Raw genomic sequence first — 18863 nt, forward strand, 5'->3', positions numbered from 1 at the left:
TCATTGTGCCGGTTAGTGCAGTGGAATGGTACCGTCCATCACCTTGTAGAAGGCCAGCACGGCACAGCCAAGTAGGGCCGCCGTCATCCCCTGCTCCAACCGGTTAAGGCCGCGCAGACCGTGATGCTGACGCGCCTTCCAGTAGATGAAGATGCCCGGACTATAGAGCAGCGCCACCAGCAACAGGTACTCCACACCGGCAGCGTATACCAGCCAGCAGCCGTAAACCGTCGCCACCAGGGCCAGCAGCAGGTCACGCTTGCGCTGATGAGGTTGACCCTGATAGGTCTCTCCTTTCAATGCCAGCTTCAGGCCATAGGCACCGGAGAAAACGTAGGGCACCAGCGCCGCCGAGGTGGCGATGTTGACCAGCGCCAGATAGGTGCTGCTCTGGAAGTAGATGATGATCAGGAAGATCTGCACCAGACAGGTAGAGCACCAGAGGGACACCTGCGGCGAGCCGTTTTTGTTCTCCTTGGCAAACCAGCCCGGGAAGACGCCGGTCTTGCCTGCGATGTAGGGCACTTCAGCGGCCAGCACGGTCCAGCTGAGCAGAGCCCCCATCACTGACACCACCAGACCAATGTTGATAAGCCAGGCGCCCCAGGGGCCGACCACTGCCTCGAGGATCATGGCGGTCGAAGGGTTCTTGAGCGCCGCCAGTTGCGGCTGGCTCATGACACCCAGCGAGAACAGGGTCACCATCACGTAAAGCGTCAGGGCGCCGAGCAGCGCCAGCACGGTGGCACGGCCCACATCCTTGCGATGACGGGCACGGGCAGAGACCACCACGGCCCCTTCAATCCCGATAAAGACCCAGAGGGTCACCTTCATGGTGGACTTGACCTGATCCATCACGGAGCCCAGCTCCATGTTGTTCTGGCCCCAGATATCCAGAGTGAAGGTATCCATGTTGAAGGCCAGCAGGATCGCGACACAGAAGACGATGAGCGGCACCATCTTAGCGATGGTGGTGACGATATTCACCAGCGCAGCGACCTGCACCCCACGCAGCACCAGCGCATGTACCGACCAGATCAGGATGGAGGCCAGCGTAATGGCCACCGGCGTATTGCCGTCACCGAAGATGACGTTGTCAGGCGTATCGAAGAAGTAGCTCAGGGCGCTGAACACTACGATGGCGTAAGAGACGTTGGCCAGCAGTTGGCAGAGCCAGTAACCCCAGGCGGCGTTGAAACCGATGAAATCGCCGAAACCGGCCTTGGCATAGCTGAAGATACCGCCATCGAGATCGGGGCGGCGCATGGAGAGGTTCTGATAGACCAGCGCGAGACAGATCATGCCAAGACCGGTGATGGCCCAACCCAGGGCGACCGCCCCGGCACTGGCATGCGCAGCAATGTTTTGTGGCAGACTGAAGACCCCAGCGCCGACCATGGAGCCGATCACCAGCGAAATGAGGGCGCCCAGCCCTAGTTTCTTGTCCATTTCAATCCTGTTTATTTAGGCGGCGGCAGAGCGTCCGTATTCATACTGCGCGCAATATGGGAGGGGCTGGGAATCCTGACCCCGTGAAAAAGGCGGCAACTATATTGCATGACTATTCCGACCGCAATCCCTCGTCCCGTCAATCATGCACCGCCTTGACCGCGCGCAATTTTACAGCACTGACCCATATGGCCTGTGAGCTGGCTCAAATTAACCAAGACCCATTGATATTTCTCATTTTTCTGCCAACACAACCTGACTCGCATGGTTCCTATGCATCGCCATTCAGGCACTCTCTGTATAAATAATCTGCATAAAAAAGCCCCGGTGGAAACACCGGGGCCCATTATGTAAATCCCTATAAACGCAAACCGCCATCCAGTTCTATCATCCTTCCCGACAGATAGTCGTTGGCAAAAATAAAGCTCACCGTCTCGGCCAGCTGTTGCGCCTCGCCAAGGGTGCCGACCGGAATGGCCTGCTGCATCCGCGCCATCGCCTCCGGCTTCATCGCCGCCGTCATGTCGGTGGCAAACACCCCGGGGGCAATCCCCATCACCCGAATGCCATGGCGCGCCAACTCCCGCGCCCAGGTCACCACCAGCGAGGCAACACCCGCCTTGCTGGCGGCATAGTTGCTCTGGCCAATATTGCCGGCGCGGGCGATGGAAGAGATGTTGATGATAACGCCCCCCTGCCCCCCTTGCGCCATCAGCGCCGCCCCTTCACGACCGCAGAGGAAGGTACCTGTGAGGTTGACGTCAATCACGCTCTGCCACTGGGCCAGCGTCATCTTCTCCACCAGCTCACCCTCTTTCACCTTGATCAGCATGCCATCGCGCAGAATGCCGGCACAGTTGATAAGACCGTGCAGCACGCCCAAACGCTCCTTGATAGCAGCAAACACGGCCTCGACCTCGGCTTCGCTCCCCACATTACAGACAAACAACTCGCACTGGCTATCTTGATCGCACGGATCATTCTGGCTGCGCACCAGGGCGGCGGTCGCCTCCAGATCGGCGCGATTGATGTCGAGCAGTGCCAACGTCGCCCCCTGTGCGCCCAGGGCCTGCGCAATGGCCCGTCCCAAGCCACGTCCAGCGCCGGTAATAACGATGACCTTATCTTTGATATCCATCAATGCTCCTTGTAGCTGGTCGAAGAGAGATGCCTTGAAGAGAGGTGGCCCGTCAGGCGGGATCCTGTTTATCCAGATAGAGTTCGACGATGCTCGAGAAATCGCGCCCCCCATGCCCCTGAGCAGCATGCAGGTTGAACAGGTTGCGGGCCAGCGCCCCCATGGGCACAGCGCTGTGGCCATGCTCGGCCAGCGCCATGGCCAATCCCAAATCTTTCACCATCAGGCGGGTCATAAAGCCCCCCTGATAGTTGCGGGCGGCAGGGACATTCTCCATCACCCCGGGCCAGGGGTTGTAGCGCTCCAGACTCCAGTTGTTGCCGGAGCTCTTGCCCATGATGGTGGAGAGCACGGCGGGATCCAGCCCCTCCTTCACCCCGAGGGCCAGCGCCTCGGCAGTGCCCGCCATATGGATCGCAAGCAGCATGTTGTTGCACATCTTGGCGATCTGCCCGGCGCCCAGCGTCCCGGCGTGAAACAGGTTCTGCCCCATGCAGGCGAGCAAGGGTTTTGCCGCCTCGAAATCTGCCGCGGCGCCGCCAACGATAAAGGTGAGCGTCCCGGCGGCCGCACCGGCGACACCGCCCGAGACAGGGGCATCAATAAAGCGCAAACCGCGTGCGCGGGCCGCCTCCCCGACCTGACGGGCAGAGTCGACATCGATAGTGGAGCAGTCGATCACCAGTGCACCAACCGGCAGGGCTGCCAGCTGATCCTGCCCCTCAGACAACCAAAGGTCGCGAACATGTTCCCCCGCAGGCAACATGCTGATCACCACCTCGCAGCCAGTCACCGCCTCACGGGCATCCCCCGCTGCGATGCAGCCAGCGGCGATGGCGCGCTCAATGTTTTGGGCAACCAGATCAAACACCTGCACCCTGTGCCCGGCCCTGGCCAGATTTGCCGCCATGGGCCCCCCCATGTTGCCGAGCCCGATAAACCCTATCCTTGTCATCCCGCTTGCTCCTTGCGTTGCTGATGTCGGCGTCCGCCGGTTGCCAAGATGTTATTCCTTGCAGGCCAACGGATTGCGCCCCTGCGGCCAGCGATAGAACTCGTCCAGCCACTTCCCCTCCGGTGGCCACTGTTGCCAGCGGGGATCTTTATCCTTGTCGATCAGCAGTGCCCGTACCCCTTCCACAAAATCCCCCTTCAGCACGCAGTTGACCGAGAGGGTCAGCTCCTCGGCAAATACTTCGGCCAGGGAGTTGCGGCGAGCCTGCCAATATTGGCGCCACAAAATGGCGCGGCTGATGGGGCTGCCGGTGCGGCAAATCTGCTGCGCCTGCTGGAGCACAGCTTCATGTTCATCGAACTGGGCATCGAACAGCCGCGCCAATACCCCTTGCAACGTGCGCCCCGCCAGCAGGGTATCGATCCTCTGTTGATGGGGTAACAGCACAGACGCAGGCAAGCGGGCCGCCACCTCACCATGTAACCCTCTGAACAGCAGATCGATCTGCTCACGGGGATCACCACTGCCAGTCCAGTCGAGTACGGCGAGGTGTGACAGCAGCGCACTGTGCTCGCCACTGGCGATGGCGTGATCCGCCAGCCCAAGACCGATGGCATCACTCCCGTTGAAGCGGGCGCCAGTCAGACCGAGCCAGAGCCCGAGTCGCCCCGGCATCCGGCTTAAAAACCAGCTTGCCCCCACGTCGGGGTAGAGGCCGATGGTCACCTCCGGCATGGCGAACAGGCTTCTTTCGGTCACCACCCGAAAATCGGCTCCGGCAAACAGGCCAATGCCGCCCCCCATGCAGATACCGTCCGCCACGCAGATCAGGGGCTTGCGGTAAGAGTGGATGTGGTGGTCGAGCCGGTACTCCTGCTCGAAAAAGTCGCGGGCATATTCGAACAGTTCCGATCCGCTTGCCTCCTGTTTGCGGTAATAGAAGGAGCGGATATCGCCACCGGCACAAAATGCCTTCTCACCCGCCCCCTGCAACAGCACACAGACGATGGCGGGATCCTGCTCCCAACGGGTCAGCGTCTGTTGCAGGATCTGGATCATCGGCAGGCTCAATGCGTTGAGAGACGCCGGGCTGTCGAGGGTCAACACCCCGATCTGATGACCATCTTCGGTGGGATAACAGCTAACCTTGACCGGCTCACTCATAAACGGCTCCGTATGGATTTATTTTGTTGGGCCATATTGCCAGCGCGGTAAGCGTTTCTCCAGGAAGGCGGCCACCCCTTCACGCTGATTGGCATCGCTAAAGAGATCGAGAAACAGCGACCGCTCAAGGGGCAAGGCGGCATCCCGCGGACCACTGCGGCCCTGATTGATCAGGGTTTTGCAGGCGCGCAGGGCGCTCGGGCTCTGGCGCTCCACCAGATGGGCCATCTGGTGCGCCGCCTCCCACGCCTGACCGGTTTTCACCACCTCCTCCACCAGCCCCATCTCGTAGGCCAGCGAGGCACTCACCTTCTCACCGCAGAGGATCATCCGCTTGGCCCAGCCCGGCCCCACCAGCTCGGTCAGGCGCTGAGTGCCACCGGCACAGGGGAGCAAGCCCACCGAAGCTTCCGGAAGTCCCAGCAACGCCTGCTGCTCGGCGATGCGGATATCACAGGCCAGCGCCACTTCCAGGCCACCGCCCATGGCATAACCATTGATGGCGGCGATACTGACGCCGTGAAAACGGGCCAGCGCCTCGAAGGCCTTGCCAAAGGCCTCGGCTACTTCGCGGGCCAGCTCGACATTCCCCTCGACAAACATATTGAGGTCGGCACCGGCGCAGAAAAATTTGTCGCCCGCACCACGGATCACCAGCGCCACCACATCGGGACGACGGTCGAGCTCCACCATCATCTGCAAAAAGGCCTGCAGGCTGGCGAGGGTCCAGGTGTTGGCAGGGGGATGGTCGAGGGTGATATAGGCCACGTGGCCATGATATTCGAGTCTGATCCTTGTCATAACATTGTCCTTGTCGATGAAGCTGCCGCCATGATGACAGGCTTGAATGACACCAACCTGTGGCTGGCTCACAAAGCAGAAACCGGCATGGTGCAAATCGGGTGGCAGGCAACACACCCTTGATGCGACCACCGGTTAGCCCAGCGACAAACCGGGCTCGGTCAGCATGCGGCGCGCGATGATGAGTCGCATCACCTCGTTGGTGCCCTCCAGAATGCGGTGTACCCGGGTATCGCGCAGATAGCGCTCGAGCGGATACTCGCGGATATAACCATAGCCGCCAAAGAGTTGCAGAGCCTCATCACAGATTCGATAACCCACATCGGTGGCAAACCGTTTGGCCATGGCACACCAGGCACTCTTGTCGGGTGCCCCACGATCCAGCTTGTCGGCAGCCTGACGTACCAGCAGGCGGGCGGCAGCCAGCTCGGTCGCCATATCGGCCAGGCGAAACTGCACGCTCTGGAATTCGCTGATCGGGTGACCAAATTGCTGGCGCTGCTGCACATAAGCCAGCGCATCGTCCAGCGCCTGCTGGGCGGTGCCCACCGAACAGGTGGCAATATTGATGCGCCCCCCATCGAGGGCCTGCATGGCAAATTTGAACCCTTCCCCCTCCTCACCCAACCGATAGCAGGCAGGAATGCGAGCCCCATTAAAGACAACCTCCCGGGTCGGCTGGCTGTTCCAGCCCATCTTCTCTTCTGCCTTGCCATAGCTCACACCGGGGGCATTAGCCGGCACCATAAAGGCAGAGATCCCCTTCGCACCTTCACCACCGGTACGGGCCATCACCACCAGCACATCGCTGCAGCCTGCCCCCGAGATAAAAACCTTGGTCCCCTCGATGAGGTAGCTGTCACCCTCGCGCACCGCCCGGGTCTTGAGTGCCGCCGCATCTGAGCCTGCCCCCGGTTCGGTGAGGCAATAGGAGCCCAGCAGCTCGCCACTGACCAGCTTGGGCACCCACTCCTTGGCAACCTCGGTGGGCAACCAGCTACCCAGCATCCAGCTCACCATGTTGTGGATGGTCAAATACGCCGTGGTCGAGGTACACCCCATGGCGAGGCGCTCGAAGATGAGGCTCGCATCGAGGCGCGGCAGCCCCAATCCGCCAAACGGCTCCGGGGTATAGAGGCCACAAAAACCTAGCTCTGCCGCCTGCTTGATGGTCGGGATCGGAAACTCATGCTCCTTGTCCCAGCGCGCGGCATGGGGTTTGAGCGCCTCATCGGCAAAGGCGGCGGCGGCCTCCACATACGCCTGTTGATCATCGGTCAGGGTAAAATCCATCTTGTCGTTCGCTCCCTTGTTGCCCCGCGCTTATTTTACCGCTTTAGCGCTTTATGACGCGGCGCCCACACGCTGCGTCAGTCGGATCTGCCACTATGGCGCTGTTGTCGTGGTAGCTGCTGACGCTCTCACTACCGCCTATCTATCGATACACAACAGATTAACAATTGATTTACGTTTACGCTAACGTAAACTTGTGGCAGAAGTGAAGTACAAAATGGACCGACCACTACCAGCCGTAACGCCGAGTCAGCCGGTCGAGCCAACCTCCCTACCCGACTGTCATATCCGCAAGGAGAGCATGGATGCAGATGGATGAGACCCTGAATGCCCTGACCGAACAGGTTGCGGCCTTCTGCCAGAAAGTGATCGCCCCGCGCGCCAGCGAGATCGATCAGAGCAACGCTTTTCCCCGTGATCTCTGGCCCCGGATGGGTGAACTGGGGCTGCACGGCATCACGGTGGCGGAGGAGTATGACGGGGTGAACCTCGGCTATCTGGCCCACGTGCTGGTGATGGAACAGGTAAGCCGCGCCAGCGCCTCGGTCGGCCTCTCCTACGGCGCCCACTCCAATCTCTGTATCAATCAGATCCACCGCCACGGCACGGCAGAACAGAAAGCGCGCTACCTCCCCCCGCTGGTGAGCGGCGAGCATGTGGGGGCGCTGGCCATGAGCGAGCCGGGCGCAGGCTCCGATGTGGTCAGCATGCGCCTCACCGCAGTGCGCGAGGGGGATCACTTCGTCCTGAACGGCAACAAGATGTGGATCACCAACGGCCCCGATGCTGACACCTTCGTCATCTATGCCAAGACAGATACCAGTGCGGGCCCCAAAGGAATTTCTGCCTTTATCGTTGAAGCCGGCACTCCCGGTTTTTCAACCGCCCAGAAGCTCGACAAGTTGGGGATGCGCGGCTCCAGCACCTGCGAGCTGGTGTTCGACAACTGCCGGGTGCCGCAGGAGAACTTGCTGGGCCCCTTGCACGGCGGGGTCAAGGTGCTGATGAGCGGGCTCGATTACGAGCGGGTGGTACTGGCGGCCGGTCCCCTTGGCATCATGCAAGCTTGTATGGATGTGGTGCTGCCCTATGTGCGCGAGCGCAAGCAGTTCGGCCAGGCCATCGGCGAGTTCCAGCTGGTACAGGGCAAGCTCGCCGACATGTATACCCGCCTCGCCAGCAGCCGGGCGCTGGTCTATTCGGTGGCGAGCGCCTGCGATCAGGGCCGCACCAGCCGTAAAGATTGCGCCGCCGCTATCCTGTTTGCCGCCGAAAACGCAACCCAGATGGCCCTCGATGCCATCCAGCTGCTCGGCGGCAACGGCTACATCAACGAATACCCCACCGGCCGCCTGCTGCGAGACGCCAAGCTCTACGAGATAGGTGCCGGCACCTCGGAGATCCGCCGCTGGCTCATCGGCCGCGAGCTGATGGGAGAGAACGCATGAGCAGGATCCACTCCCGCCTCGACACGGCGAGCCCGGAATATGCGGCCAATCGGGCCGCCATGCAGGGGCTGGTCGACGATCTCCATGCCCGCATTGCCGAGATCGCCCAAGGAGGCGGCGCGGCCAACAACGCCCGCCATCAGGCCCGTGGCAAGCTGCTGCCCCGCGAGCGCATCAACCAGCTGCTGGACCCGGGCTCCCCGTTTCTCGAACTGTCGGCGCTGGCTGGCTGGCAGGTCTATGACGAGCCGGTGCCCGCCGCCGGCATCATCACCGGCATCGGCCGGGTTTCGGGCCGGCTCTGCATGCTGGTGGTGAACGACGCCACCGTGAAAGGCGGCACCTACTACCCGCTCACGGTGAAAAAACACCTGCGCGCCCAGGCCATCGCGGAGCGGCTGCGCCTCCCCTGCCTCTATCTGGTGGATTCCGGCGGCGCCTTTCTGCCGATGCAGGATGAGGTGTTCCCCGACCGGGATCACTTTGGCCGCATCTTCTACAACCAGGCCCGCATGTCGGCCCAGAACATTCCCCAGCTGGCAGTGGTGATGGGACTCTGCACCGCTGGCGGCGCCTACGTGCCCGCCATGGCTGATGAATCCATCATGGTCAGGGAGCAAGCCACCATCTTTCTGGCGGGTCCGCCGCTGGTCAAGGCCGCCACCGGCGAGGAGATCAGCGCCGAGGCCCTGGGCGGCGCCGAAGTGCACTGTGCCCACTCGGGAGTTGCTGATCATATGGCCCGTGACGATGCCCATGCGCTGGCCATCGCCCGCACGTTGGTTACTCATCTGGGTAACGAGCCGATAGAGAGCAGCCCCGGCTACGAGCCCCCCTGCTACCCCATAGAGGAGCTCTACGGTCTGGTGGGCACCAGTCTCAAACGCCCTTACGACGCCCGCGAACTGATTGCCCGATTGGTGGATGGCTCTGACTTTGACGAATTCAAGGCGCTGTTCGGCACTACACTGGTGACCGGCTTTGCCCGTATTTGCGGCATGGAAGTGGGGATCCTCGCCAACAACGGCGTGCTGCACAGCGACAGTGCCCAGAAGGGGGCCCACTTTATCCAGCTCTGTAACCGGCGTGCCATCCCGCTGCTCTTTTTGCAGAACATCACCGGCTTTATGGTGGGGAGTAGTGCAGAAAAGGAGGGGATCGCCAAGCACGGCGCCAAACTGGTGACCGCAGTGGCCTGCAGCCGGGTGCCCAAGATCACCCTGATCGTCGGCGGCAGCTTTGGTGCCGGCAACTACGGCATGTGTGGCCGCGCCTATGAACCCGATTTTCTCTTTAGCTGGCCCAACAGCCGCATCTCTGTCATGGGGGGCGAGCAAGCGGCCGGGGTGCTGGTGCAGGTGCGCCGGGACAAGCTGGCTGCCGAGGGCAAGGACTTGAGCGAGCAGGAAGCGGCCGCCATCCGTGCCCCGGTGATCGAACAGTATGAGCGCCAGGGTCACCCCTACTACGCCAGCGCCCGCCTCTGGGATGATGGCGTCATCGACCCGGCCCAGAGCCGCACCGTACTGGCACTGACGCTCGCCGCCTGTCAGGGGGCCCGCATTGAACCCGAGCAGTACGGCATATTCCGGATGTAAGGAGCAAACCCATGTCAGATCCACTTACTTCCTCAGCACTTGGCTCTTCAACACAGGGCCCGTTTCGGCTGGAGCGGCACGGCCCGCTGGCCGAGCTGGTGCTGTCGCGCCCGGCTCGCCACAACGCCTTTGATGCCGACCTGATGCTGGGGCTGCTCGACTGCCTCGATGATCTGGCCCATCTCCATGGTCACTCACTTGCCGAACGCCCTCATGTCCTGCTGCTGCGGGCTGAGGGAAAACACTTCTGCGCGGGCGCCGACCTCAACTGGATGCGCAATCTGGCCCACGCCGATTTCGAGCACAATCGCGAAGATGCCCGGGTACTGGCGCGGCTGATGCAGACCCTCGACGAGCTCCCCTTCCCCACGGTAGCGCTGGTGCAAGGGGCCGCCTACGGCGGTGCGCTGGGGCTGATCTGTGCCTGCGATATGGTGCTGGCCAGCGATGATGCCCGCTTCTGCCTCTCCGAGGTGAGCCTGGGTCTGGTGCCTGCGGTGATCAGCCCCTACGTGGTACGTGCCATGGGAATGCGTCAGGCGCGCCGCTACATGCTCAGTGCCGAGCCTTTCGATGCCATCACAGCTTGTCGGCTCAATGTGGCACATCAACTCTGCAAGCCGGATCAACTGCTGGCGGAGGGACGGGCGCAGGCCCTTCGTCTGTGCCGCAACGGGCCGGAAGCAATGAAAGAGACCAAACGACTGCTGGCGGCGATAGAGGCCCATCCTTCCCGCCTGCACGAAGAGAAAACTGTCGAGACCATCGCCCGGGTTCGGGTGGGGCTCGAAGCCCAGGAGGGGATGCAAGCCTTCTTCGACAAACGTCCTCCCGCCTGGCGTCCCCGTTTCAAGGATGAGACATGACCCATCACACTCAGATTAAGCGCCTGCTGATTGCCAATCGCGGCGAGATTGCCGTGCGCATCATCAACACGGCGAAACGCCTCGGCATTCACACCATCGCCCTCTACTCCGATGCCGACGCCCACGCCATGCACACCCGTCTGGCCGATGAGGCCTGGCATCTGGGGCCCGCACCGGCCAGAGAGAGCTATCTCGACACCGGCAAGGTGCTGAAGATTGCCAAAGAGGCGCGCGCCGATGCCATCCATCCCGGTTACGGCTTTCTGTCGGAAAACAGCGATTTTGCCACCGCCTGCGAACAGCGCGGCCTGCGCTTTGTCGGCCCAAGCGGCGCCGCCATTCTCGCCATGGGCGACAAATCGGGCGCCAAGGCGCTGATGCAGTCCGCCGGCGTACCTGTACTGCCTGGCTATCACGGCACGGATCAGCGGCCGGACTTCTTGCGCGATCAGGCGAGCCAGATTGGCTTCCCGCTACTTATCAAGGCGGCCAGCGGCGGCGGTGGCAAGGGGATGCGCCGGGTCGATCAGCTGGCCGACTTTGACGAGTCGCTGGCGGCAGTCAAACGGGAAGCCAAGGCCGCCTTTGGCGACGATCTGGTGCTGCTGGAGCGCTATCTGCCCCAGGCTCGCCATGTGGAAGTACAGGTCTTTGCCGATAGCCTCGGCAACGCCATCTATCTGGGGGACAGGGACTGCTCCTTGCAGCGACGCCATCAGAAGGTGATCGAAGAGGCGCCCGCCCCCGACATCCCTCCGGCTCTGCGCCGCGCCATGGGGGAGGCAGCCGTGGCCGCAGCCAAAGCCATCCACTATCAGGGGGCGGGCACTATCGAGTTTCTGCTCTGCAAGGATGAGTTCTTCTTTATGGAGATGAACACCCGGCTGCAGGTGGAGCATCCGGTCACCGAAGCGGTGACCGGGCAGGATCTGGTGGCCTGGCAGCTGGCCGTAGCCGAGGGCAAGCCACTGCCACTCACCCAGGATGAGGTGGTGCTGCGCGGCCATGCGGTGGAGGCGCGCCTCTACGCTGAGGATGTGGCGGCCGGTTTTCTGCCTGCCAGCGGGCCTATCCACTGGCTCCACTGGCCCGTTGGCGTGCGCATCGACACCGGCGTTACCGTTGGCGATGAGGTCAGCCCCTATTACGATCCCATGATCGCCAAGCTGATCGCCCACGGCCAGAGCCGCACCGAGGCGTTCGCCAAACTGGCCGATGCGCTGGCGGCGCTGGATCTCGGCCCGCTGGTGCACAACGGCGCGCTCTTGCTGCGCCTTTGTGAAGAGCCTGACGTCCTGGCCATGGGCCACCATACCCAGTGGCCCATACCCACCACAGCACGGCCCATTCCTGAGCTCGCCTGGCCGCTGGCCGCCCTCTGGCTGGCGAGCCGCCCTGCGGGCACCTCCCCCTGGCAGCAAGCCTGCGGATTTCGGTTGGGACCGGATCGCAGCTGGACAGCGGCGGTGCGCATCGGTGATGAGCACCGGGTATTGACCCTTAACGATCATGGCGGCCAGTTTGAGTGGCAAGAGGAGACTCATTGCTACCAGAGAGGTGACGATCATATCCGGCTACAACAAGGTGGCTGCTGGCAACAGATCCCCATTCAGACGGTCGCAGGCTCGGAGGCAGCCTTCATCATGACCCTGGGGGGCCAGCGCATCCGCTTCGCGGCCGATGATCGGCAGCACAGCCACCACCATGAGCAGGCAAACGAGAAGGCGCAGGGCGCCATCGCGCCCATGCACGGCATAGTGGTAGCCGTGCTGGTCGAGCAGGAGCAAACGGTCAGCAAGGGGCAACCCCTGCTGGTACTGGAGGCGATGAAGATGGAGCACCAGTTGCGCGCAGAGCGGGACGGGGTAATTGAAGCCCTGCAGTGCAAACAGGGCGAGCAGGTAAGCCAGGGGACCGTGCTGGTGCGCTTTGCCGAAGAGACTGCTTCACAGGAGGAACATCCATGAACCGATCACAGGACGTCCGTGACGACAGGGTCAGTCTAGTGGAGATGGGGCCGCGAGATGGCCTGCAAAATGAAGCTGCGCCCCTCTCCCTGGTACAGCGGCTGGAGCTGATCCAGCGCCTTACCGACAGCGGCCTGCAACGCATCGAGGTGGGTGCCTTTGTCTCTGCCAAAAAAGTGCCGCAGATGGCGGACTCCGCAGCGCTGTTCGAGGCACTGCCGCGCAAGGGCTCAACCCGTTACGGCGCTCTGGTGCCCAATCTGCAAGGCTTGCAGGCAGCCATTGCCGCCCGCGCCGACGAGATTGGCCTCTTCACCGCCTGCTCCGACGGTTTTACCCGGGCCAATATCGGCATCAGCGTGGAGGAGTCGCTGGTACGCTTCGCCCCGCTGGTGCAGGAAGCTCGCCGCCTCGGCATCAAGGTGCGCGGCTACCTCTCCACCGTCATCGCCTGCCCGTTCGATGGCCCGACCCGCCCGAAACGAGTCGCTGCGATGGCCGAGCAACTACTGGATCTCGGTTGCCACGAAATTTCGCTGGGGGACACCATAGGCGTTGGCACCCCGGGTACGGTGGCGCCCATGCTGGATGCGGTACTGCACGAGATCCCGGCGGGGCGACTCGCGGTCCATTTTCACGACACCTACGGCCAGGGTCTGGCCAACCTGCTGCCCGCGCTGGAGCGCGGCATTCGCACCATCGACTGCTCGGTGGCAGGCCTTGGCGGCTGTCCCTATGCGCCGGGCGCCTCCGGCAATGTGGCGTCAGAAGAGGTGGTCTACCTGCTGCACGGCCTTGGCATGACGACCGGGGTGGATCTCGACAAACTGGCGGCCACCGGCCAGTGGGTGAGCGAGCAGCTCGCTCGCCCCAACGGCTCGCGGGTCGGTCAGGCCCTGCACGCCAATGCCGAGCGGCTGCGTGCCCGCCTCTGCCAGCCACACGCCCAGCAACAGGAGTCATGACCATGTCCCGTTCCCTGCCCGGCAAGGAGATCACCTACAGCATTTCGGAGCTAGCCCACGAGTTCGATGTCACGCCGCGCACCATCCGCTACTACGAGGACGAGGGGCTGCTCACCCCGCAGCGGGAGGGGCAGACCCGCATTTACAGCCACAAAGACAAGATCCGGCTCAAGCTGACCCTGCGCGGCAAACGGCTGGGGTTTAGCCTGGCCGAGATCCGCGAGCTGTTCGATATGTACGACACCGACAAATCGAGCAAAAACCAGCTCAACTCCATGATCAGCCTGATCGAAAGCAAGCGCAGTGCCCTGCACCAGCAACTGGAGGATATCCAGATGGTGATGGCCGAACTGGAAGCCGCCGAACAGCGCTGTGTTAATTCCCTTAACAGCTTGAAAACTGGCGCAGATTAACCGAATCTGGGAGCAAGCTATTGCCCTGGGGATCCCATGAGATATTGGTGCTGGTTTTTGCTCTTGTTCAGCCTCTCTGGCTGGAGCCATCCCCTCATCAAGGTTGGTGGATACCCCTATGCCCCCTTTGTGGTCAAACTCTCCGATTCCCGCTATGAAGGGCTGACGCTGGACCTCATCGCCAAGCTAAACGAGATCCAGCAAGAGGTAAGATTCGTGTTTGTTCCCACCTCGGCCGCCAACCGTTACAAGGCGCTCGATCTGGGCCGTTTCTCGCTGATGCTTTTTGAAGACACCAAGTGGGGCTGGGACACAGATAAATTCAAGATGACAGCCCCCTTCCTCGGTGGTGGCGAGGTCTATGTGGCCCTGAACAAAACGGGTCGGGATCAGCGTTTTTTCGATGACCCCTCTCGGCATCATCTTATCGGGGTGACCGGCTACCACTACGGCGTGGGCCAGTTCAATGCCGACCCCGTCTACCTGCAGCGCAAGCTCAATATCACCCTGGTCAAGGACAATGTCAGCGCCCTGCAAGCCCTGCTCAAAGGACGTGGCGAGGTAGCCATTCTCAACGTCTCATACCTTCACCAGTATCTGCTGGCCAATCCCGACACCGCCGACCAGCTGCTGATCTCGCAAAAATGGGATCAACAGTATCAACACCGCGCCATCCTTCACCCTGAGGCCCCCATTACCCCTGCCCAGCTGGAACAGTGGCTGGCAGCGCTGCAACAAAAGGGTGAACTGGAGCGCCTTTGGACAAAGTACGGCGTACAACAGCACGCAACCCCATGATTACTATCCAGCTTTTCTGTACCATGGCGGGAACCAAATGGGAGTGCACCAAATGAACACCACCGAGCCCGCGTCCCCCAAGCTCCGCTTGCTGCGCTACCTTGCCTACGTTTTCCTGCTGTTTCTTATCCTGATCACTCTGCTGCTGTGGCAAACCCCCCGTCTGATCCAGCGCTATCTGCCCGGCTGGCTGGCCGAGCACTACGGCCTGCAACTGACGCTGGGGGAGATTGACGTAGGGCTGCGCAACCCTTCGCTCACACTCGGCACGACCGCCCTGCTCGACGCCAAGCAGCAGCCCATCATCCGTTTTGAGCAGCTCTTTATCACCCCCGACCTGCAAGCCAGCTGGCAGCAGAAAGGGGTCGTGCTTTCCGCCGTCACCCTGACCAAACCCGTGATGCTGCTGCAACGGCTGACAGACAAAAAAGGGGAGGTTCGACTCAATCTGACCGATGCGCTGGCGACCCTGCTCACTCCTGCCCCCTCCCCCGAGCCCGAACCAGCCAGTGCACCGCTGCTGATCGACATTGCCAGCGTCAATGTCACTGACGGCCATGTGCGCTATCAGGATCAGCGCAAGGAGAGCGAGCCTGGCTGGTTGCCGCCCCTCAATCTGGAAAAAGTGACCCTCAAGCTCGATAACCTGCGCACCGAGGCAAATCACCCGACCGCCTATCAGCTGAACGCCGCCATCAACGGCAAAAGCAGCCTCGCCACTCACGGCAAACTCGATGTGATGAGCGGCATGGGTCAGGGTAAGGTGAGCTTCAAACAGGTCGAGCTGAAACCCTTCGCCCCGCTCTGGGCACCCTATCTCAAGCTGGATCTGGCCAAGGGCCACGCCAATGCAGAGGTGGAATACCAGCTTAAAGAGGGCAAGCAAGGGGTGCTGTGGCAATTGTCCAAAGGCAAGCTGACGCTGGACAACTGGCAGCTTAAAAAACACAAGGGCGACGAATTTGCCCGCTTCGGCCAGTTGACCCTGAGCGAGCTGGCAGTCGATGGCCAGAAACAGTCGCTCCAGATCGGCAAGGTGACCCTGCAACAGCCCCTGCTCAGGGCCACCCTCAACCCACAGCAGGAGCTGGATCTGGCTGACTTGCTGATTGAACAGGCCCCCGCCAAGCCCGTCAAAGGGGCCCACGTCGCAAACGAGGTGGCCAACAATGCGGCGCCCAAGTCGGCACAACAAGCAAAGACAGCCGGTAACGGCAAGAAACATGCGCCAGACAAACCCTGGCAGTGGCAGATCAAGCAGATCCTTATCGACAAGGGCGATCTCACTCTCACCGAATCGAGCAGCGGCAAACCGCAGGCACGCCAGCTCTCCGGCCTCAAGCTGGCGCTGGGGCCACTGGGCAGCAAGGGGGAGCAACCGAGCAAACTGACTCTGGCCACCCACTTCAACCAGAGCAGCCCCCTCGCCTTTGATGGCCAACTGACCCTGAGCCCCTTCACAATAAGCGGCGACATCAACCAGCAGGGGCTGCCCCTGACGCTGGCACAACCCTATCTGGCCGATCTGGTACGCATCAAGGTGCAGAACGGGCTGCTGAGCAGCAAGACCCGCCTTGATCTCGCCACCACCGCCCAGGGAGATCTGAGCAAGCTGACCCTGCAAGGGGGGCTCGATGTCAACGGGCTCAAAGTAGTCGATCGGGCAGACAATCAGCGGCTGCTGGAGTTCAACACCCTGGCTCTCACCGGTCTGACGTACGACGGCATCAGCCAGCAGATGCGGATCAAGGACATTGCCCTGAACAAGCCCTTCGCCCGCATCGAGATCAACGAAGATGGCACCACCAACCTGCAACAGCTGCTGTTGCCGCAACCGGCGGCAACCAAAAGTACTCAAGCGGCGGCAGGCAGCAAGACTCCCGACTTTCGTTTCACCATTGACCAGCTGCGCACAGAGCAGGGCAACCTACGCTTTGCCGACCGCAGCCTGAGTCAGGATTTTGTGGCCGATATCGCCTCGCTGGGCGGCCAGAGTCGCCATATCAGCAATATTCCGGGGCAACGCTCCGATCTCGCCTTCAACGGCAAGGTGGATCGCTATGCGCCGGTGACCATTCGCGGCGGTACCAACCTGCTGGTGGCCAACCCGATCCTCGACATCGCGGTCGCTTTCCACAATCTGGAGCTCACCACCTTCACCCCCTATTCGGGCACCTATGCCGGTTATGCCATCGACAAGGGGCAGCTCTCCATGAAGCTGCATTACAAGCTGGAGGGCAATCGGCTGGAGGGGGATAACGACATCACCATCAAGAAGCTGCAACTGGGCGAGAAGATCAAGAGCGATCAGGCCAAGGATCTGCCGCTGGGGCTGGCCATCGCCCTGCTAAGCGATGCCAACGGGGTGATCCAGATGAACCTCAAGGTGAAGGGGGATCTCGATCAACCGGACTTCAGCATCGGCAATATCTTCTGGGATGTGCTGGGCAACACACTGAGCAAGGCGATCACCTCCCCCTTCTCCCTGCTCTCCTCGCTGGCCGATGGCACCGAAGATCTCGACGAACTTCCCTTCCTGCCGGGGGATCCCGATCTCCCCCCCACCCAGCAGGAGAAACTGGTCAAGCTGGCGCAGGCCCTCAAGGATAGACCCAAGCTCAGCATGAACATTCGCGGCAAGGTCAACTTCAACGAGGAGCGCCCCATCCTGCAACGGCAAAAGCTGGAGCGGGTACTGGCCAAGCTCACCGGCAATCAGGCGGATCTCGACCTGCTGGAACAGGACTCAGCCCTGCAAGAGGCGCTGGCCCAGGCCTATGAAGAGCGCTTTGGCGAAGATCTGGATGATCTGGCGGACCGCCTCCATCTGGATGAAGAGAGCGCGGCACTGCGGGCCCAGGCGGTGATCCTGCTGCGGGATCAGCAGCTCATCACCGCCAAATCCCTGCGCAATCTCGCCATGCGCCGGGCGCAAAATACCAAGGAGTTTCTGGTCGACAGCCAGGGGATCGCCCCGGAGCGGCTGTTCGTGCTCGACAGCCAGGTCAAGGAAGAGGACAAGGAAGCCAAAGTGATCCTGACACTGGATCAGTGACGCCGCCGCACTTCGTAAAAAGCGTAATAAAAATACAACCCCTCAACTATTTTGACACCTTTTGCTCACCAAACAGCCTGCCTTGGTGAGCATTTGGCCTCTGATGCAAATAATCACGTAGTTTTTTTACGATTTATCCCCCTTGCCCCCTTGCGGGCGCGCCGCAGCCTGCCTAAAATCGCGCGTCTTTTGTTAACCCCCACCTCTATTTTTGGAGAACGCCACGTGAGCGAAAAATTGGCCAACCCTGCCCCTCTGGGTCTGATGGGTTTCGGTATGACCACCATCCTGCTGAACATCCATAACGCAGGTTTCTTCCCCATCAGCGCCATGATCCTGGCCATGGGCCTGTGCTACGGCGGCATCGCCCAGATCATCGCTGGCATCATGGAGTACAAGCGTGGCAACACCTTTGGTGTGACCGCATTCACCTCCTACGGCCTGTTCTGGCTGAGCCTGGTGTTCCTGCTGATCATGCCGACCATGGGTCTGGCCGAAGCCACTCCGCACGCCTACATGGGTTGGTATCTGCTGATGTGGGGCATGTTCACCCTGTTCATGCTGGTTGGCACCATCAACTACCCGCGCGCCAAGCAGTTCGTGTTCGCCTCCCTGACCGTGCTGTTCTTCCTGCTGGCCGCCCGTGACTTCACCGGCAGCACCCTGATCGGAACCATCGCCGGTTTCGAAGGCATCATCTGTGGCGCCAGCGCCATCTACCTGGCCATGGCCACCGTGATCAACGAGCAGTTCGGCCGCACCGTGATGCCGATCGGCGATCACAAGAAAGCCGCCGCCGTACAGCTGAAAGCCGCTGCCTGATAGGCAAGCCACTCAGATTGTGAAAAAGGCACCCTCGGGTGCCTTTTTGCTATTTCGCAAAGCTGACGTTCCTGCGCACACATTTTCCCTTTTCAGCCCTACATCCGGATATCCGTCTCTAGCTATTCGGC

Annotated in this window: 15 protein-coding genes; 9 read left to right on the forward strand and 6 right to left on the reverse strand. The window is 61.4% G+C overall.

The genetic code is table 11. The annotated features are described in order from the left end of the window. Positions 1-12 precede the first annotated feature (12 nt). From arcD to AB5Z02_RS19820, 6 genes are all read right to left on the reverse strand, one after another. Positions 13-1449 carry an arginine-ornithine antiporter gene (gene arcD, locus AB5Z02_RS19795; protein ID WP_005336921.1) on the reverse strand — a complete coding sequence of 479 codons (1437 nt, stop codon included), beginning with the start codon at positions 1447-1449 and terminating at the stop codon, positions 13-15. A 358-nt stretch (positions 1450-1807) separates the two neighbouring features. Beyond that, a complete protein-coding gene (locus tag AB5Z02_RS19800) occupies positions 1808-2587 on the reverse strand; it encodes an SDR family oxidoreductase (protein ID WP_231720478.1) in 780 nt (259 codons plus the stop codon). A 52-nt stretch (positions 2588-2639) separates the two neighbouring features. Continuing rightward, positions 2640-3542, reverse strand: a complete 903-nt coding sequence (gene mmsB / locus AB5Z02_RS19805; RefSeq protein ID WP_368216790.1) for a 3-hydroxyisobutyrate dehydrogenase — start codon at positions 3540-3542, stop codon at positions 2640-2642. Positions 3543-3593: 51 nt separating this feature from the next. Beyond that, on the reverse strand, positions 3594-4706 hold the full coding sequence (locus tag AB5Z02_RS19810) for an enoyl-CoA hydratase/isomerase family protein (protein WP_231720476.1): 1113 nt from the start codon (positions 4704-4706) through the stop codon (positions 3594-3596). A gap of 18 nt (positions 4707-4724) precedes the next feature. Next, positions 4725-5507 (reverse strand): enoyl-CoA hydratase, encoded by a 783-nt coding sequence (locus tag AB5Z02_RS19815; protein WP_231720475.1) that lies wholly within the window; start codon positions 5505-5507, stop codon positions 4725-4727. A 135-nt stretch (positions 5508-5642) separates the two neighbouring features. Further along, a complete protein-coding gene (locus tag AB5Z02_RS19820) occupies positions 5643-6800 on the reverse strand; it encodes an acyl-CoA dehydrogenase family protein (RefSeq protein ID WP_368216792.1) in 1158 nt (385 codons plus the stop codon). Between the two features lie 305 nt (positions 6801-7105). On the opposite strand from AB5Z02_RS19820, the gene AB5Z02_RS19825 reads away from it, so the two are divergent. From AB5Z02_RS19825 to AB5Z02_RS19865, 9 genes are all read left to right on the forward strand, one after another. Continuing rightward, positions 7106-8248, forward strand: coding sequence for an isovaleryl-CoA dehydrogenase (locus tag AB5Z02_RS19825; protein WP_231720473.1), 1143 nt, complete (start codon positions 7106-7108; stop codon positions 8246-8248). Then, complete coding sequence (locus AB5Z02_RS19830) at positions 8245-9846, forward strand: carboxyl transferase domain-containing protein (RefSeq protein ID WP_231720472.1); 1602 nt, start codon at positions 8245-8247, stop codon at positions 9844-9846. The genes AB5Z02_RS19825 and AB5Z02_RS19830 overlap by 4 nt, the downstream gene beginning before the upstream one ends. An 11-nt stretch (positions 9847-9857) precedes the next feature. Then, positions 9858-10712: an enoyl-CoA hydratase-related protein gene (locus tag AB5Z02_RS19835; RefSeq protein ID WP_231720471.1), complete on the forward strand. Its 855-nt coding sequence runs from the start codon at positions 9858-9860 to the stop codon at positions 10710-10712. After that, a complete protein-coding gene (locus tag AB5Z02_RS19840) occupies positions 10709-12679 on the forward strand; it encodes a biotin carboxylase N-terminal domain-containing protein (protein ID WP_368216795.1) in 1971 nt (656 codons plus the stop codon). The genes AB5Z02_RS19835 and AB5Z02_RS19840 overlap by 4 nt, the downstream gene beginning before the upstream one ends. Further along, the gene (locus AB5Z02_RS19845; protein WP_064337796.1) at positions 12676-13644 is read left to right on the forward strand and encodes a hydroxymethylglutaryl-CoA lyase; all 969 of its coding nucleotides are present in this window, start codon (positions 12676-12678) and stop codon (positions 13642-13644) included. The genes AB5Z02_RS19840 and AB5Z02_RS19845 overlap by 4 nt, the downstream gene beginning before the upstream one ends. 2 nt (positions 13645-13646) lie before the next feature. Then, a complete protein-coding gene (locus AB5Z02_RS19850; RefSeq protein ID WP_159143851.1) occupies positions 13647-14057 on the forward strand; it encodes a MerR family DNA-binding transcriptional regulator in 411 nt (136 codons plus the stop codon). A 36-nt stretch (positions 14058-14093) separates the two neighbouring features. Next, positions 14094-14855 carry an ABC transporter substrate-binding protein gene (locus AB5Z02_RS19855; protein ID WP_231720469.1) on the forward strand — a complete coding sequence of 254 codons (762 nt, stop codon included), beginning with the start codon at positions 14094-14096 and terminating at the stop codon, positions 14853-14855. A 52-nt stretch (positions 14856-14907) separates the two neighbouring features. Then, complete coding sequence (locus tag AB5Z02_RS19860) at positions 14908-17910, forward strand: DUF748 domain-containing protein (RefSeq protein ID WP_368216797.1); 3003 nt, start codon at positions 14908-14910, stop codon at positions 17908-17910. A 225-nt stretch (positions 17911-18135) separates the two neighbouring features. Next, the gene (locus tag AB5Z02_RS19865) at positions 18136-18732 is read left to right on the forward strand and encodes a GPR1/FUN34/YaaH family transporter (RefSeq protein ID WP_005336948.1); all 597 of its coding nucleotides are present in this window, start codon (positions 18136-18138) and stop codon (positions 18730-18732) included. Positions 18733-18863 lie beyond the last annotated feature (131 nt).

Source organism: Aeromonas sp. R2-3, assembly GCF_040908375.1.
In the GTDB taxonomy this organism is placed as follows: Bacteria; Pseudomonadota; Gammaproteobacteria; order Enterobacterales; family Aeromonadaceae; genus Aeromonas; species Aeromonas veronii.

Bases quoted from the DNA above. Each gene is read 5' to 3' on its own strand.
- arcD (WP_005336921.1), bottom strand. From the start codon at position 1,449: ATGGACAAGAAACTAGGGCTGGGCGCCCTCATTTCGCTGGTGATCGGC.
- AB5Z02_RS19800 (WP_231720478.1), bottom strand. From the start codon at position 2,587: ATGGATATCAAAGATAAGGTCATCGTTATTACCGGCGCTGGACGTGGC.
- mmsB (WP_368216790.1), bottom strand. From the start codon at position 3,542: ATGACAAGGATAGGGTTTATCGGGCTCGGCAACATGGGGGGGCCCATG.
- AB5Z02_RS19810 (WP_231720476.1), bottom strand. From the start codon at position 4,706: ATGAGTGAGCCGGTCAAGGTTAGCTGTTATCCCACCGAAGATGGTCAT.
- AB5Z02_RS19815 (WP_231720475.1), bottom strand. From the start codon at position 5,507: ATGACAAGGATCAGACTCGAATATCATGGCCACGTGGCCTATATCACC.
- AB5Z02_RS19820 (WP_368216792.1), bottom strand. From the start codon at position 6,800: ATGGATTTTACCCTGACCGATGATCAACAGGCGTATGTGGAGGCCGCC.
- AB5Z02_RS19825 (WP_231720473.1), top strand. From the start codon at position 7,106: ATGCAGATGGATGAGACCCTGAATGCCCTGACCGAACAGGTTGCGGCC.
- AB5Z02_RS19830 (WP_231720472.1), top strand. From the start codon at position 8,245: ATGAGCAGGATCCACTCCCGCCTCGACACGGCGAGCCCGGAATATGCG.
- AB5Z02_RS19835 (WP_231720471.1), top strand. From the start codon at position 9,858: ATGTCAGATCCACTTACTTCCTCAGCACTTGGCTCTTCAACACAGGGC.
- AB5Z02_RS19840 (WP_368216795.1), top strand. From the start codon at position 10,709: ATGACCCATCACACTCAGATTAAGCGCCTGCTGATTGCCAATCGCGGC.
- AB5Z02_RS19845 (WP_064337796.1), top strand. From the start codon at position 12,676: ATGAACCGATCACAGGACGTCCGTGACGACAGGGTCAGTCTAGTGGAG.
- AB5Z02_RS19850 (WP_159143851.1), top strand. From the start codon at position 13,647: ATGTCCCGTTCCCTGCCCGGCAAGGAGATCACCTACAGCATTTCGGAG.
- AB5Z02_RS19855 (WP_231720469.1), top strand. From the start codon at position 14,094: ATGAGATATTGGTGCTGGTTTTTGCTCTTGTTCAGCCTCTCTGGCTGG.
- AB5Z02_RS19860 (WP_368216797.1), top strand. From the start codon at position 14,908: ATGAACACCACCGAGCCCGCGTCCCCCAAGCTCCGCTTGCTGCGCTAC.